Consider the following 16,087-nt stretch of genomic DNA (forward strand, 5'->3'; position numbering starts at 1 on the left):
TCAATTCTCCTTAGCTCCACAGTCGGAGACGCGGGCCACCCGGATCGGGTGGCCCGCTTCTTGTTGTGTGGTGGTTGTTGTTGTGGTTGTTGTGGTTCTTGGGGTCGTTCTTCTCGGCGTGCGGAACGGCAGAGCGTCGGCCCGGGCCCCTGCGGTACCCTGGCGCCATGCGTGCCGTACGCCTTCTGCTTACCGAGCCGCGCTGATCAGCACCGACCCTTCGAGACGGTCGGCATCGGCGCGGCGTCCCCTCCTGTGCGAGGGGTTTTTTCGTTTGGGCAGGCAGAGACGGCAGAGACGATCGATGGAGCTTCAGAAATCATGAGCGAGACGAAGACCCCGGCCCCCGAGGCGGCCGAGGGGCACCGTTACACGGCTGCCATGGCCGCCGACATCGAGGCACGCTGGCAGGACGTATGGGACGCGGAGGGCACCTACGAGGCGCCCAACCCGACCGGTGACCTGGCCGGTGACCCGGCGGTCGTCGCCCGGCCCAAGAAGTTCATCATGGACATGTTCCCGTACCCGTCCGGTGCGGGGCTGCACGTCGGCCACCCGCTCGGGTACATCGCCACCGACGTCTTCGCCCGCCACCAGCGGATGTCCGGCCACAACGTCCTGCACACCCTGGGCTTCGACGCCTTCGGCCTGCCGGCCGAGCAGTACGCCGTGCAGACCGGCACCCACCCGCGGGTGTCGACCGAGGCCAACATCGCCAACATGAAGGTCCAGCTGCGCCGGCTGGGCCTGGGCCACGACAAGCGCCGCTCCGTCTCCACGATCGACCCCGAGTACTACAAGTGGACGCAGTGGATCTTCCTGCAGATCTACAACTCCTGGTACGACGCCGACGCGCGGCAGGCCCGCCCGATCGCCGAACTGGTCGCCGCCTTCGAGGCCGGCACCCGTGAGGTCCCCGGCGGCCGCGCCTGGGCGGAGCTGACCGCGGCCGAGCGGGCCGACGTACTGAACGGCTTCCGGCTGGCCTACGCCTCCGACGCGCCCGTGAACTGGTGCCCCGGGCTGGGCACCGTACTGGCCAACGAGGAGGTCACCGCGGAGGGCCGCTCCGAGCGCGGCAACTTCCCGGTGTTCAAGGCCAAGCTGAGCCAGTGGAACATGCGGATCACCGCGTACGCCGACCGTCTGCTGGACGACCTGGACGCGCTGGACTGGCCCGAGGCCATCAAGCTGCAGCAGCGCAACTGGATCGGCCGCAGCGAGGGCGCGCGCGTCGACTTCCCCGTCGGCGACGCGGGTGCGATCACCGTCTTCACCACCCGCCCCGACACGCTGTTCGGCGCCACCTACATGGTGCTGGCGCCCGAGCACGAGCTGGTCGCCCCGATCGTCCCGGCCGCCTGGCCCGAGGGCACCCACTCCGTGTGGACCGGCGGCTACGCGACCCCGGCCGAGGCCGTCGACGCGTACCGCAAGCAGGCCGCCTCGAAGTCGGACGTCGAGCGCCAGGCCGAGGCCAAGGACAAGACCGGCGTCTTCACCGGCGCGTACGCGACCAACCCGGTCAGCGGCGAGCAGGTCCCCGTCTTCATCGCCGACTACGTCCTGATGGGCTACGGCACCGGCGCGATCATGGCCGTACCGGCGCACGACGTCCGCGACTTCGCGTTCGCGCGCGCCTTCGAGCTGCCGATCCGCTGCGTCGTCGAGCCGACCGACGGGCGCGGCACCGACCCGGCCGAGTGGGACGACGCGTTCGTCTCGTACGACGCCAAGCTGGTGAACTCGGCCGGCGAGGGCATCTCGCTGGACGGCCTGGGCGTCGTCGAGGCCAAGGCCGCCATCACGGACTGGCTGGCCGAGCGCGGCATCGGCGAGGGCACCGTCAACTTCCGCCTGCGCGACTGGCTGTTCAGCCGCCAGCGGTACTGGGGCGAGCCCTTCCCGATCGTCTACGACGAGGACGGCGTCGCGCACCCGCTGCCCGAGTCGATGCTGCCCCTGGAGCTGCCGGAGGTGGAGGACTACTCCCCGCGCACCTTCGCGCCCGACGACGCGGGCTCCAAGCCGGAGACCCCGCTGTCGCGCAACGAGGCGTGGGTCGACGTGGAGCTGGACCTGGGTGACGGCGCGGGCGTCAAGCGCTACCGCCGCGAGACCAACACCATGCCGAACTGGGCCGGCTCCTGCTGGTACGAGCTGCGCTACCTGGACCCGAACAACGCCTCGGCGCTGGTCGACCCGGAGATCGAGCAGTACTGGATGGGCCCGCGCGAGGGCGCGCCGCACGGCGGTGTCGACCTGTACGTGGGCGGCGCCGAGCACGCGGTGCTGCACCTGCTGTACGCGCGCTTCTGGTCCAAGGTCCTGTTCGACCTGGGTCACGTCTCCTCGGCGGAGCCGTTCCACAAGCTGTTCAACCAGGGCATGATCCAGGCGTACGCGTACACCGACGCGCGCGGCGTCTACGTCCCGGCGGCCGAGGTCGAGGAGCGCGAGGGCGCCTACTTCCACCAGGGCGAGCCGGTCAAGCGCGAGCACGGCAAGATGGGCAAGTCCCTGAAGAACGCCGTCACGCCCGATGAGATCTGCGAGGAGTACGGCGCGGACACCCTGCGCCTGTACGAGATGGCCATGGGTCCGCTGGACGTCTCGCGTCCCTGGGACACGCGCGCCGTGGTCGGCCAGTACCGGCTGCTGCAGCGGCTGTGGCGCAACATCGTCGACGAGGAGACCGGTGAGGTCACCGTCGTGGACGCGGAGCCCGGCGAGGACACCCTGCGGGCGCTGCACAAGGCGATCGACGGGGTCGGCGGGGACATGGCGGGCCTGCGGTTCAACACCGCCATCGCCAAGATCACCGAGCTGAACAACACCCTGACGAAGGCGGGCCGGCCGCTGGAGCGCTCGGTCGCCGAGCGGCTGGTGCTGCTGGTCGCCCCGCTGGCGCCGCACATCGCGGAGGAGCTGTGGCACCGCCTGGGTCACACCGATTCGGTGGTCCACCAGGACTTCCCGGTCGCGGACCCGGCGTACGTCGTGGACGAGACCGTGACGTGTGTGGTGCAGGTCAAGGGCAAGGTCAAGGCGCGCCTGGAGGTGCCGCCGGGCATCTCCGCGGCCGACCTGGAGCGGCTGGCGGTCACCGACGAGGGCGTCGTGGCGGCGCTGGGCGGGGCCGAGATCCGCAAGGTGATCGTGCGCGCGCCGAAGCTGGTGAACATCGTCATCTGATCGTCATCTGAGGGTGACCGGTCCCCCCCCCGTGCTCCCCGCCGGGGGAGGTGGGTGACCGGCCGCCGTCCTCCCCCCCGGCGGGGGAGGTGGGGGACATCCCGTACGGGCAGGTTGGGGGTTCGTTTGGAACCCCTGGCCTGCCCTTGGCGTTTACGGTGGAGGGACGGGACGGTACGGCGGAGGAAAGGGAACCCTCATGGAGGCGGGCGCTTTGATCATCTTTGCTCTGTTGATGCTGTTCGCCTTCCTGGGGCTGGGCGTGTTCGTCGCGGTGAAGGCGGTCGGCGCGGCCAAGCGGGGCGTGGACCGGACGATCACGCAGGCCCGCCGCACCGTCGAAGACACCACCCTGAAGGCGAAGAGCCTCGGCCAGGTCGGGGTCTCGGGGGCGCTGGCACAGCTGCGGCTGGACCTGCGGACGTCGATGCGGGCCACGCAGCAGGCGCTCTACCAGGGGGTGCAGGCGGACGCCTCGCTGAAGGAGTCGATCGGCCTCTTCGAGCGGCTGAGCGCCCACGGGCACGAGCTGGACGACGAGCTGAAGCGGCTGGAGCAGGAGCCGGACCGGCGGCGCATCGCGGAGATGCTGCCGGACCTGCGGGAACGCGCCGCGAAGATCACGCAGGCGGCTGATTCGCTGCGCTGGGCCGTGCGCGACCGCGCACGCCGGTTCGCGGCCGACGATCTGGCGGCGCTGTCCGAGCAGATCGAGATGGAGTCGGGCGCGCTGCGGGACTGGTCGCGGGAGTCGGTGGACGACCTGGCGGCCGCGGCGGCCGCGTGGGACGCGCAGGGCGGTGCGGGTGGTGCCGGTGGTGCGGGCGGTGCGGGTGCGGGCGGTGCCGGTGGTGCGGGCGGTGCGGATTCGGAGTCGCGGCCGGCGTCGCTGAACCCGGCCGCTCCGGCGGCCCGCTACCCGTGGCAGAAGACGCCGCGGCCGGAGGCCACCACCTGAGGGTGTTCGGGGGTGGGTGTGCGGGTGCGGGTGTGCAGGTCCGGGCTGCCGGATCGCGGCCTGTGGAGGTAACCTCCGGCTCATGTCCCGCCATGTCGCGATCGTCACCGATTCCACGGCCTACCTGCCCCCTTCGGCGATGGCGCGGCACGGGATCACCTCCGTTCCCCTGACCGTGGTCCTGGGGGACGAGGCCCTTGAGGAGGGCACCGAGATCTCGGCCCGGAGCCTCGCCGTGGCCCTGCAGAAGCGCCGGTCGGTCACGACCTCCCGCCCCGGCCCGGAGCAGTTCGTACGGGCCTACGGGGCGGCGGCGGACGCCGGTGCGACCGGCATCGTGAGCCTGCACCTCTCGGCGGAGTTCTCCGGCACCTACGACGCCGCCGTGGTCGCGGCGAAGACGGCTCCGGTACCGGTCCGGGTCGTCGACACCGGGATGGTCGCGATGGCCCTCGGCTTCTGCGCCCTGGCCGCCGCGGAGGCGGCCGAGGCCGGCGGGACCGTCGACGAGGCCGTGGCCGCCGCCGAGAAGCGGGCCGGGGAGATGTCGGCGTACTTCTACGTGGACACCCTCGACTACCTGCGGCGGGGAGGGCGGATCGGGGCCGCGCAGGCGCTGCTGGGCTCGGCGCTGGCGGTCAAGCCGCTGCTGACGCTGGACGGCGGGCGGATCGAGATGCTGGAGAAGGTACGGACGGCCTCGAAGGCCATCGCGCGCCTGGAGGAGCTGGCCGTGGAGCGGGCCGGGGCGCGGAGCGTGGACGTGGCCGTGCACCACCTGGCGGCGCCGGAGCGGGCGGAGAAGCTCGCGGAGCGGCTGCGCGAGCGGATCCCGGGTCTGGTGGAGCTGCACGTCAGCGAGGTCGGGGCGGTGATCGGCGCGCACACCGGGCCGGGGCTGCTGGCGGCGGTCGTATCGCCCCGCTGATCACCGGAACGGGTGATGGGGTTATCCACAACGGGGGCTCCATCCACCGGAATTGAGGCTTCCGAACGGGGGTCGCGGATCGGGCCTAGCGTCGGGGCATGACGACTCTGCGAACGCGTGTGGCGGGCCCGGTTGAGGGCGTTGGTGAGGGCGGTGGGGCCGGGGCTGGTGGGTCCCGGTCTGCGGGGGCTGGAGGGCCTGGGGCCGGTGGTCCTGGCTCCGTGTCTGCGGGGGTGCCGGCTCGGGCCGGTGCCGGGAGTGGGCCGGGGCGGTGGCGTGGCTCCGACGGGCGGCTGCGGGAGCGGCGGCGGGTGCGGCCCGACCCCGCTGTGTTGCGGCGCCGGGCGGAGGTTCTGCTGGCAAGTGGTGCGCCGCCGGGGGTGGATGTGGGGGCGGGCGCCGGGTCGGGGGACGGCGGGGTCCGGGTGGCCGATCCGCCGCCCGATGCGGAGCCCTGGAGGGGGGCCTATCCGCGCGCTTGGCCCGAGGGGGAGTCCGAGGGCGGGGATGGCCGTTCGGGGGAGCCTGCCAAGGAGACGCCGGAGTCGGGTGGGGCTTCGGCTGAGGGGGCTGGGGGTGTGCGGGCGCCGGAGGTGGTCGGGTCTTTGCCTGGGGAGCCTGGGGAGCCTGGGGACGTGGCGGCGCCGGGGTTGGGTGGTGGTGGGGCGGTTGCGGGTGGGTGGCGGCTCGGGGTGCGTGAGCGGCTGCCGGTGTGGGTGCAGGCGCGGTGCGGGGTGGAGCCGCGGACGGTGGCCGCCGTCGCCGTGGTGCTGGTCGCGGCGGTGGGGTTCGCCGCCCAGCAGTACTGGTCCGGGCGCCCGGAGGCGGTGACGGCCCCCGCGGTGGTCGCCCCGGCCCCGGCCCTCGTGTCGGCATCGGCGTCGGCGCCGGCCGGGCCCGGGGGCGCCCGCGTCGTGGTGGACGTCGGCGGCAAGGTCCGGGAGCCCGGGGTGCGGCGGCTGCCCGGCGGTTCGCGGGTGGAGGACGCGCTGGCCGCCGCCGGAGGAGTGCGGCCCGGTACCGACACGACCGGGCTCAACCTGGCCCGGGTCCTGGTGGACGGCGAACAGGTACTGGTGGGGGCGACCGCGCAGCCCGCCGTCGGGGGTGCCGGTCCGGGTCCCGGCCCGCTGAGCCTGGCCACCGCGACCGTGGACCAGCTGGACGGACTGCCCGGGGTGGGGCCGGTGCTGGCCCGGCACATCGTCGACTTCCGCACCGCCCGGGGCGGGTTCCGGGCCGTGGAGGACCTCCGGCAGGTCCAGGGCATCGGCGAGCGCCGGTTCGCCGACCTGCGGAAGCTGGTCCGGCCGTGAGGGCCCCGGGTGAGCCGCGTGGGGGGCCGGAGCCGGGGCCGGAGCCGGACCGAGTCGGGCGGGCCGTGGCGGCGACCGATCTACGGCTGGCGGGGCCGGCGGTGGCCGCCTGGGGCGCCGCCGCCGTCGCGCTCGGGCTGCCCGGCGGGTGGACGGCCGCCGGGGCGGGGCTCGCGGTGGCCGTGGCGGGGGTGCTGCTGGTGCGGGCCCGTCGCCGGGTGTGGCCGGCGTGGCGGGTCGGGGCGGCCGCGGCCGCCGCGCTGCTGTGCGGGGCCGCGGGGGCGGGGGTGGCCGGGCTGGAGCGGGCCGAGGCCCGGGCGGGGCCCGTGGTGGGGCTGGCCCGGGACCACGCCCGGGTCCTCGCGGAGCTCACCGTCGGGTCCGACCCCCGGGCCGCCCGGGGCGGGAGCGGGCCGCCCGTGGTGGCGCTGGACGCGGTGGTGACCGGGGTGACGGGGCCGGACGGGACGCGGACCCGGGTGGAGACGCCGGTGCGGGTGCTGGCCGGGCATCCGGGCTGGGCCGGGCTGCAGCCGTCGACCCGGGTCAGGGTGGTCGCCCGGCTGGCTCCGGGGCGCGGCGGGGAACGGGCCATCGCGCTGCTCCGGCCGGCGGCGGACGCCCCGCCCGTGGTGACCGGGGGCCCCGGCCCGGCGCAGCGCGTCGCCGGGGTGCTGCGGGCCGGGCTGCGGGAGGCCACCGAGGGGCTCCCGGCCGACGCCAGGGCCCTGCTGCCGGGGCTGGTGGTCGGGGACACCTCCCGGGTGCCGCCCGACCTGCACGCGGCGTTCGAAGCCACCGACCTGCTGCACCTGCTGGCCGTCTCCGGATCCAACCTGACCGTGGTGCTGTACCTGCTCATCGGGGCGCCGGCCCGCGCGCAGCACGTCGAGCGGAGCGGGCTCGCGCCCCGGCTGGGGCTGTCGCTGCGCGCCACGGCACTGGGCGGGGCCGCGCTGACGCTGGGCTTCGTGGTGGTGTGCCGGCCCGAGCCGAGCGTGCTGCGGGCCGCCGCCTGCGGGGCGGTCACCCTGCTCGCCCTCGCCATCGGGCGGCGCAGGTCCCTGATCCCGGCGCTGGCCGGGGCGGTGCTGCTGCTGGTGCTGTACGACCCGTGGCTGGCCCGGAGTTACGGGTTCCTGCTCTCGGTGCTGGCCACGGGGGCGCTGCTCACCCTGGGGCCCCGGTGGGGTGAGGCCCTGCGGCGGCGCGGGATGTGGCCGCGCCTCGCCGACGCGCTGGGGGCGGCGGCCGCGGCCCAGGCGGTGTGCGCGCCGGTGGTGGTGGTGCTCTCGGCCCGGGTGAGTCTCGTCGCGGTGCCGTGCAACCTGCTGGCGGAGCTCGCGGCGGGGCCGGCCACGGTGCTCGGCTTCGCGGCGCTCGCCGTGGCCCCGCTGTGGATGGGGGCGGCGAAGACGCTCGCCTGGTGCGCGGGGGTGCCGGCCGGGTGGATCGCCGCCGTGGCCCGGGCCGGGGCGCGGCTGCCGGGGGCGGAGCTGCCCTGGCCGGGCGGGCTCGGCGGTGGGCTGCTGCTCGGTGCGGCCACGCTGGCGGTCGTGGGGTTCGGGGCCCGGTACGGGCGGCGGCGGGCGGTGCGCTGGGGGCTGGTGGTGGTGTTGCTGGTCGTGGTGCTGCGGCCGCCGCTGCTGACCCGTACGCTCACCGGCTGGCCGCCGCCGGACTGGAAGTACGTCCAGTGCGCCGTCGGCCAGGGGGACGCCGCCGTGCTGTCCGCAGGGCCGGGGACGGCCGTCGTCGTGGACGCCGGGCCGGAGCCCGGTCCGGTGGACGCCTGTCTGCGCGCCCTGGGTGTGAGTCGCGTCCCACTGCTCCTGCTGACCCACTTCCACGCGGACCACGTCGGAGGGCTTTCGGGGGTGCTGCGGGGCCGGTCCGTCGGTGTGATTCAGACCACCACCCTGGAGGAGCCGCCCGGGCAGGCCGCGATGGTCCGGCGGAGCGCGGCGGCCGCCGGGGTGCCGGTGGTGCCGGCCGTCGCGGGGGAGCGGCGCGGGGCCGGGCCGCTGGAGTGGCAGGTGCTGTGGCCGCCGGTTTCCGGACCGCCGCCCGACGGTCCGAACGACGCCAGCGTCGCCCTGCTGGTGCACACGTCGGGGCTGACGCTCCTGCTGCTGGGTGATCTCGAACCGCCCTCCCAGCAGGCCCTCTTGAGGGAGCATCCGGAGCTGGGGCCGGTGGACGTCCTCAAGGTGGCCCACCACGGTTCGGCCCACCAGGACCCGGGGCTCCAGGAGCGGATCCGGCCACGGCTCGCGATCGTCCCCGTCGGCGCGGACAACCGCTACGGCCACCCCGCACCGGTGACGCTCGCGCGGCTGAGGGCGCGCGGGACGACCGTGCTGCGCACCGATACGGACGGCTCCGTGGCGGTCACCGGGAGCGGCTCGGGGATGCGGGCGTTTCCGGCCGGACGGCGCCGGAGCCGCTCCCGGCATACCGGGAGCGACCGTTCTGTTTGCCCCCGACCCGACAGCATGATCGAATGCGTTTCCGCCAGAACGGTCCAAGTCCACACAGCACGGGGGTGCATCAGTCATGTTCGGACGCCGACGGGGGATGGATACGGCCGGAAGTGCCGGCTCGCATACATCCGCCACCCTGACCCTGCCGCCCACGGCGCGGCTGTTGAGCTGTCGGGTGCTCGACACGGTCCACCAGCCGCTTCGCCAGGCCAAGTTCGAGGTCACCGATCCGATCGGCAGACGGGTCGTCAGCGGGGAGACCGATCCCTACGGCGGGTTCACGGCCGCCATGCCGGAAGGGGAGTACCGGCTCTCCGTGACCGCCGAGGGCTACGCGCCCTTCCACGGGGCGACGCTGGTGGGGGACCCGGCGCAGCCCGGCACCGCGGAGATCATCCTGGACGCGGTGGAGCCGCCGCTGCTGCCGCAGCCCGGACACTGGGAACTGGACCCGGCGCACTCGTCGATCGGGTTCACCGCCCGCCACATCGGCTTCGCCCGGATCCACGGCCGGTTCGCGACCTTCGCCGGCGCGGTACGGATAGCCGAGCGCATGGAGGATTCCTCCATGCACGTGATCATCGACGCGGCGAGCATCGACACGGGTCTGCGGATGCGGGACGACCACCTGCGGTCCGCGGACTTCCTCGACGCCGCCCGCCATCCGACGGTGGAGTTCTACAGCGAGCGGTTCATCCACCGCAGCGGCAGCCGGTGGGCGGTCGCGGGGGCGCTCACCCTGCACGGCGTCAGCCGGTCCGTGACCCTCGACACCCAGTACCTGGGCACCGGCACCGGCCTGGAGGGCGAGCCGCGGGCCGCCTGCCGCGCCACGGCCGAGCTGCGGCGCGAGGACTTCAGCCTGAACTGGCAGTCGGTCCTGGCGCACGGCGTCGCGGCACTCGGGCCGACCGTGGAAGTGGAGCTGGACGTCCAGATCGTCCACAAGGCGTAGCCGGGGCGCCCCCGCTACGGGGCTTCCAGCCACCCCTCGTACTCGGCGGCGAGGCCGTCCAGCGAGGCGGAGTCGAGGAGCTGTCGCGGGTCCTCGACGACGACCAGCCACTGGGCGTCCTCCGCGTCGTCCTCGCCGGCGAGGGCGTCGCGGACCAACTGGGGTTCCTCGGGCAGGCCGAAGCGGTCGGCGGCCTCCCGGGCCACCTCCTCGGCGGCGTCGCGGTCGGGCAGGACCAGCACATGTCGCACGTTCACCCGGCCATTCTCGGGCACCGGGAGCGGGGGGCTGTCAGTGGGCCGTGGGATGCTGGGGACGATGGCCACCAGGAAGAACCCCACCGACGAACCGCTTGCCCCGCTCACCCTCGCGGTGGGGCAGGAGGACCTGCTGCTCGACCGCGCCGTACGGGAGGTGGTGTCGGCGGCCCGCGCCGCCGACGCCGACACCGATGTGCGCGACCTCACCTCCGACCAGCTCCAGCCCGGCACGCTGGCCGAGCTGACCAGCCCCTCGCTGTTCTCCGAGCGGAAGGTCCTGATCGTCCGCAACGCGCACGACCTGGGCGCGGACACGGTGAAGGAGGTCAAGGCCTACCTCGCCGCGCCGTACGAGGAGATCGCCCTGGTGCTCCTGCACGCGGGCGGGGTCAAGGGCAAGGGCCTGCTGGACGCGGCCCGCAAGGCGGGGGCCCGGGAGGTCGCCTGCCCGAAGATGACGAAGGCGGCGGACCGGCTGTCCTTCGTCCGGGGCGAGTTCCGGACGCTGGGGCGCTCCGCGACCCCGGAGGCCTGCCAGAACCTGGTCGACGCGATCGGCAGTGACCTGCGGGAGCTGGCGAGCGCCGTGACGCAGCTGTGCGCGGACGTCGAGGGCACCATCGACGAGGCCGTGGTCGGCCGGTACTACACCGGCCGGGCCGAGGCCTCCAGCTTCACCGTCGCCGACCGGGCGGTCGAGGGACGGGCCGCCGAGGCCCTGGAGGCCCTGCGCTGGTCCCTGTCCACCGGGGTGGCCCCGGTGCTGATCACCAGCGCGCTGGCCCAGGCGGTCCGGGCGATCGGGAAGCTGGCCTCCGCGCCGCGCGGGGCCCGCCCCGGTGACCTGGCGCGGGACCTCGGCATGCCGCCGTGGAAGATCGACCGGGTCCGCCAGCAGATGCGGGGCTGGTCGGCGGACGGCGTCTCGGACGCGCTGCGCGCCGTGGCCGCGGCGGACGCGGGGGTCAAGGGCGGCGGCGACGACCCCGAGTACGCGCTGGAGAAGGCGGTCGTGGCCGTGGCCCGCGCCGCCCGCCCCCAGCGCCACTAGGACCGGGCGCCACCAGGGCCGGCGCCGCAAGGGGCCGGGCGCTCCCAGAGCCGGGCGCCACCAGGGCCGGGCGCTTCCAGGGCCGGGCGCCACGCAGGGGCCGGCGTCGCTGGAGCCCGGCGCCGCTGGAGCCGGGCGCCGCCAGGGCCGGGCGCCGCTGTGAGGGCCGGCCGGGGCTCAAGGCCCCCGGGCAGCACGAAGGCCCCGGTCGCCGCCCTGGGGAAGGGAGGTGGCCGGGGCCTTCGTCTACTGCCGTTGTGCGCCGCACCCGCGTGGCGAACGCAGGCCGCGTGCGGCGCGGTGTGCCGGTCCGGAGCGGAAGAGAGGGCCCGCTGGGTCCTTACCGGCGTTTTTTCACATCAGAGCTCAGCCCTGGAGGGTGGCGACCTTGGAGGCCAGCGCCGACTTCTTGTTGGCGGCGGCGTTCTTGTGGATGACACCCTTCGAGACAGCCTTGTCGAGCGCACGCGCGGCGTCACGGGAAGCCACGGTGGCCTTCTCGACGTCACCGGCGAGGACGGCCTCGCGGGCCTTGCGGATCGCGGTCTTGAGCGACGACTTGACGGCCTTGTTACGCAGGCGCGCCTTCTCGTTGGTCTTGTTCCGCTTGATCTGGGACTTGATGTTCGCCACGAAAGAGCCTTTTCAGGTTCAGAGTTTGATCTTCGGATTGTGTCCCGACAGCTGAGAGGGCATACGAGACACAGCTGCCCAGGCTACCAGGCACGCTCCGAGCGGCCCAAACCGAGCGCACTGCCCCGTCCATGGGACCATGGGAACCTGCGTACAGATCCGACGAGAGCCGGAAACGCTTCCGACTGCGACCCGAGAATCAGGACACCGCGTGCCCGCGATCCCCAGCCACGTGCCCGAGCCGAGCCGTACCGACCCGGCACTGCTCCGCAACTTCTGCATCATCGCGCACATCGACCACGGCAAGTCGACCCTCGCCGACCGGATGCTCCAGCTCACCGGCGTCGTCGACCAGCGGCAGATGCGCGCCCAGTACCTCGACCGCATGGACATCGAGCGTGAGCGCGGCATCACGATCAAGTCGCAGGCCGTCCGTCTGCCCTGGGCCCCCACGGAGGGTGCGGGCAAGGGCAGCACGCACATCCTGAACATGATCGACACCCCTGGTCACGTCGACTTCACGTACGAGGTCTCGCGCTCCCTCGCCGCCTGCGAGGGCACGATCCTGCTGGTGGACGCCGCTCAGGGCATCGAGGCGCAGACACTGGCCAACCTCTACCTGGCGATGGAGAACGACCTCGCGATCGTTCCCGTCCTCAACAAGATCGACCTGCCGGCGGCCCAGCCGGAGAAGTTCGCCGAGGAGCTGGCGAACCTGGTCGGCTGCCAGCCCGAGGACGTGCTGCGCGTCTCGGCGAAGACCGGCATCGGCGTGGACACGCTGCTGGACAAGGTCGTCGCCACCGTCCCGGCCCCGGTCGGCGTCAAGGACGCCCCGGCCCGCGCGATGATCTTCGACTCGGTCTACGACTCGTACCGCGGCGTCGTCACCTACGTCCGTGTCATCGACGGGCAGCTCAACAAGCGCGAGCGCATCCGGATGATGTCCACCGGCGCCACCCACGAGCTGCTGGAGATCGGCGTCTCCTCCCCGGAGATGACCCCCTCCGACGGCCTGGGCGTCGGCGAGGTGGGCTACATCATCACCGGTGTGAAGGACGTCCGTCAGTCCAAGGTCGGTGACACCATCACCAGCCTGCACAACGGCGCGACCGAGGCCCTCGGCGGCTACAAGGACCCGCGCCCGATGGTCTTCTCGGGCCTCTACCCGCTCGACGGCTCGGACTACCCGGACCTGCGCGAGGCCCTGGACAAGCTCCAGCTCAACGACGCGGCGCTGGTCTACGAGCCCGAGACCTCGGCGGCGCTGGGCTTCGGCTTCCGCGTCGGCTTCCTCGGCCTGCTCCACCTGGACGTGGTCCGCGAGCGCCTGGAGCGCGAGTTCGGCCTCGACCTGATCGCCACCGCGCCCAACGTGGTGTACCGGGTGGTCCTGGAGGACGGCAAGGAGGTGACCGTCACCAACCCGAGCGAGTTCCCCGAGGGCAAGATCTCGGACGTCTTCGAGCCGGTCGTCCGGGCCACCGTCCTCGCGCCCACCGAGTTCATCGGCGCGATCATGGAGCTGTGCCAGCAGCGCCGCGGCACGCTCCTCGGCATGGACTACCTCTCCGAGGACCGGGTGGAGATCCGCTACACCCTCCCCCTCGCGGAGATCGTCTTCGACTTCTTCGACCAGCTGAAGTCCAAGACGCGCGGTTACGCCTCCCTCGACTACGAGCCCACCGGCGAGCAGTCCTCCAGCCTGGTCAAGGTCGACATCCTGCTGCACGGCGACAAGGTCGACGCCTTCTCCGCCGTCACGCACAAGGACGCCGCCTACGCCTACGGCGTGCGCCTGGTCGCCAAGCTGCGCGAGCTCATCCCGCGGCAGGCCTTCGAGGTGCCGATCCAGGCCGCGATCGGCTCCCGGGTCATCGCCCGCGAGACCATCCGCGCCATCCGCAAGGACGTCCTCGCCAAGTGCTACGGCGGTGACATCTCCCGTAAGCGGAAGCTGCTGGAGAAGCAGAAGGAAGGCAAGAAGCGGATGAAGATGGTCGGCTCCGTGGAGGTCCCGCAGGAGGCCTTCATCGCCGTCCTCTCCAGCGACGAGTCCGGCGCCAAGAAGAAGTAACCGGCCGCTGACCGACCGTACGAAAGGGCCCACATGCACACGCATGGGGGCCCTTTTCGTTATGAAGCGGCTGCTCGGGGCCCCTTACGCGGCGGGCGCACGGCCTTTACGCTGATCACTGCTCGATGGTTACTCGCCAGTTCGAAAGTGCCGGTCCCCCCGCCGGCGCCCCCGCCCGTCCCTAGCGCCCCCACGCCCACGCCCCGCGCGTGGACCGGTCCGGAGGATGTCGTGAGCGACACACAGACCATGATCGAGAACCGCCCGCCCACCGTGGCGGCCCTCTTCCTTGAGCGCGTCGCCGCCACGCCGAACGCGGAGGCCTACCGCTTCCCGGTGCCCGCGGCCGGACCGGAGGGCGGCCCCGACGACTGGAAGTCGCTCAGCTGGGGGCAGGCGGCCGAACGGGTCTTCGCCATCGCCGGCGGCCTGATCTCGCTCGGGCTGAGCTCCGAGGAGCGGGTCGCGCTCGCCTCCGACACCCGGGTCGAGTGGATCCTCGCCGACCTCGGCGTGATGTGCGCGGGCGGCGCGGTCACCACGATCTACCCCAGCACCAACGCCGAGGAGTCCTCGTACATCCTCGCGGACTCCGAGAGCCGGGTGATGATCGCCGAGAACGCGGCCCAGCTGGCGAAGGCGCGCGAGCGCCGCGCGGGCCTGCCGGACCTCGCGCACGTGGTGGTCATGGAGGCGGCCGACGCGGTCGCCGCCGAGGGCGACCCGGAGGGCTGGGTGCTCTCCCTCGCCGAGCTGGAGGAGCGCGGCAACGCCTACCTCGCCGAGCACCCCGAGGCGGTCAGGGAGCGGATCGCGGCCATCACCGCCGACCAGCTCGCCACCCTCATCTACACCTCCGGCACCACCGGCCGCCCCAAGGGAGTCCGCCTGCCGCACGACAACTGGTCGTACATGGCCAAGGCCACCGTCGCGACCGGCCTGATCACCCAGGACGACGTCCAGTACCTATGGCTGCCGCTGGCCCACGTCTTCGGCAAGGTGCTGACCTCCGGACAGATCGAGGTCGGGCACGTCACCGCCGTCGACGGCCGGATCGACAAGATCATCGAGAATCTGCCGGTCGTCCAGCCCACCTACATGGCGGCCGTCCCGCGCATCTTCGAGAAGGTCTACAACGGCGTGGCCGCCAAGGCCCGGGCCGGCGGCGGCGCCAAGTACAAGATCTTCCAGTGGTCGGTGGGCGTGGCCCGCGAGTACGCCAAGGTCACCCAGGACAACTTCCGCCGCACCGGCCAGGCCACCGCGCCCTTCGGCCTCGCCACCAAGCACAAGATCGCCGACGCGCTCGTCTACTCCAAGCTCCGCGAGGCCTTCGGCGGCAAGCTGCGCGCCGCCGTCTCCGGCGCCTCCGCCCTCGCCCCCGACATCGGCTACTTCTTCTCCGGCGCGGGCATCCACATCCTGGAGGGCTACGGCCTGACGGAGTCCAGCGCGGCCTCCTTCGTCAACCCCGGCGAGGCCTACCGCACCGGCACCGTCGGCAAGCCGCTGCCCGGCACCGAGGTCCGCATCGCCGACGACGGCGAGGTCCTGCTCCGCGGCCCCGGCATCATGCAGGGCTACCACGGCCAGCCCGACAAGACCGCCGAGGTGCTGGAGAGCGACGGCTGGCTGCACACCGGCGACATCGGCGAGCTGTCGCCCGACGGCTACCTGCGCATCACCGACCGCAAGAAGGACCTGATCAAGACCTCGGGCGGCAAGTACGTCGCCCCGGCCGAGGTCGAGAACCAGTTCAAGGCGATCTGCCCGTACGTGTCGACGATCGTCGTGCACGGCGCCGACCGGAACTTCTGCTCCGCCCTGATCGCCCTCGACGAGCCGGCCATCCTGGTCTGGGCCTCCGAGAACGGCCTGGAGGGCAAGACGTACCAGGAGGTCCTGGCGGCGCCCGAGACCAGCCGCCTGGTCGAGACGTACGTCCAGACCCTCAACGAGGGCCTCCAGCGCTGGCAGACGGTCAAGAAGTTCCGCCTCCTGCCCCGCGACCTGGACGTCGAGCACGGTGACCTGACGCCCAGCCTCAAGCTGAAGCGGCCGGTGGTCGAGCGCGAGTTCAAGTACCTCATCGACGAGATGTACGAGGGCGCCCGCGAGGCCTGACCGGCCGGGCCGTCCGGCCCGGGACCGCGCGCCCGGCCGGGGCCCGGCCGGGGCTCGCCGGGCCGTCCGGCCGCCCCGGGCCGGACGCGTAAACGACCATGGGGCGG

At 73.2% G+C, this 16,087-nt stretch carries 10 protein-coding genes, 1 tRNA gene and 1 pseudogene (1 of these 12 cut by a window edge); 10 read left to right on the forward strand and 2 right to left on the reverse strand.

From position 1 onward, the window contains the following. The 7 genes and pseudogenes from ACZ6ZT_RS06815 to ACZ6ZT_RS06845 form a co-directional block, all read left to right on the forward strand. Nucleotides 1-19 (forward strand) — tRNA-Ala (locus tag ACZ6ZT_RS06815); it begins 154 nt to the left of the window's first position. 302 nt (nucleotides 20-321) lie between these two features. Further along, nucleotides 322-3,195, forward strand: a complete 2,874-nt coding sequence (gene leuS / locus ACZ6ZT_RS06820) for a leucine--tRNA ligase (protein ID WP_469716216.1) — start codon at nucleotides 322-324, stop codon at nucleotides 3,193-3,195. A gap of 199 nt (nucleotides 3,196-3,394) precedes the next feature. Next, nucleotides 3,395-4,153: a hypothetical protein gene (locus ACZ6ZT_RS06825; RefSeq protein ID WP_469716218.1), complete on the forward strand. Its 759-nt coding sequence runs from the start codon at nucleotides 3,395-3,397 to the stop codon at nucleotides 4,151-4,153. A gap of 82 nt (nucleotides 4,154-4,235) precedes the next feature. After that, the gene (locus tag ACZ6ZT_RS06830; RefSeq protein WP_469716220.1) at nucleotides 4,236-5,081 is read left to right on the forward strand and encodes a DegV family protein; all 846 of its coding nucleotides are present in this window, start codon (nucleotides 4,236-4,238) and stop codon (nucleotides 5,079-5,081) included. Between the two features lie 692 nt (nucleotides 5,082-5,773). Beyond that, nucleotides 5,774-6,397, forward strand: coding sequence for a ComEA family DNA-binding protein (locus ACZ6ZT_RS06835; protein WP_469716221.1), 624 nt, complete (start codon nucleotides 5,774-5,776; stop codon nucleotides 6,395-6,397). Next, a pseudogene (locus ACZ6ZT_RS06840) lies at nucleotides 6,394-8,817 on the forward strand (ComEC/Rec2 family competence protein); the annotation flags it as partial. The gene ACZ6ZT_RS06835 and the pseudogene ACZ6ZT_RS06840, both read left to right, overlap by 4 nt. Nucleotides 8,818-8,953: 136 nt before the next feature. Then, on the forward strand, nucleotides 8,954-9,835 hold the full coding sequence (locus ACZ6ZT_RS06845; RefSeq protein WP_469716222.1) for a YceI family protein: 882 nt from the start codon (nucleotides 8,954-8,956) through the stop codon (nucleotides 9,833-9,835). Between the two features lie 14 nt (nucleotides 9,836-9,849). On the opposite strand, the gene ACZ6ZT_RS06850 is transcribed toward ACZ6ZT_RS06845, so the two are convergent. After that, nucleotides 9,850-10,092 carry a hypothetical protein gene (locus ACZ6ZT_RS06850; protein ID WP_469716223.1) on the reverse strand — a complete coding sequence of 81 codons (243 nt, stop codon included), beginning with the start codon at nucleotides 10,090-10,092 and terminating at the stop codon, nucleotides 9,850-9,852. A 61-nt stretch (nucleotides 10,093-10,153) separates the two neighbouring features. On the opposite strand from ACZ6ZT_RS06850, the gene holA reads away from it, so the two are divergent. Next, nucleotides 10,154-11,146 (forward strand): DNA polymerase III subunit delta, encoded by a 993-nt coding sequence (gene holA, locus ACZ6ZT_RS06855; protein ID WP_469716225.1) that lies wholly within the window; start codon nucleotides 10,154-10,156, stop codon nucleotides 11,144-11,146. Nucleotides 11,147-11,512: 366 nt separating this feature from the next. Here holA and rpsT read toward each other — a convergent pair whose 3' ends face one another. Beyond that, nucleotides 11,513-11,779, reverse strand: a complete 267-nt coding sequence (gene rpsT, locus ACZ6ZT_RS06860; RefSeq protein WP_008738895.1) for a 30S ribosomal protein S20 — start codon at nucleotides 11,777-11,779, stop codon at nucleotides 11,513-11,515. A gap of 211 nt (nucleotides 11,780-11,990) precedes the next feature. Here rpsT and lepA point away from each other — a divergent pair, with 211 nt between their 5' ends. Next, nucleotides 11,991-13,856, forward strand: coding sequence for a translation elongation factor 4 (gene lepA / locus ACZ6ZT_RS06865; RefSeq protein ID WP_469716227.1), 1,866 nt, complete (start codon nucleotides 11,991-11,993; stop codon nucleotides 13,854-13,856). 231 nt (nucleotides 13,857-14,087) lie between these two features. After that, complete coding sequence (locus ACZ6ZT_RS06870) at nucleotides 14,088-15,980, forward strand: AMP-dependent synthetase/ligase (protein WP_469716229.1); 1,893 nt, start codon at nucleotides 14,088-14,090, stop codon at nucleotides 15,978-15,980. Nucleotides 15,981-16,087: the final 107 nt, after the last annotated feature.

Source organism: Streptomyces sp. NPDC102258 (assembly GCF_055584685.1).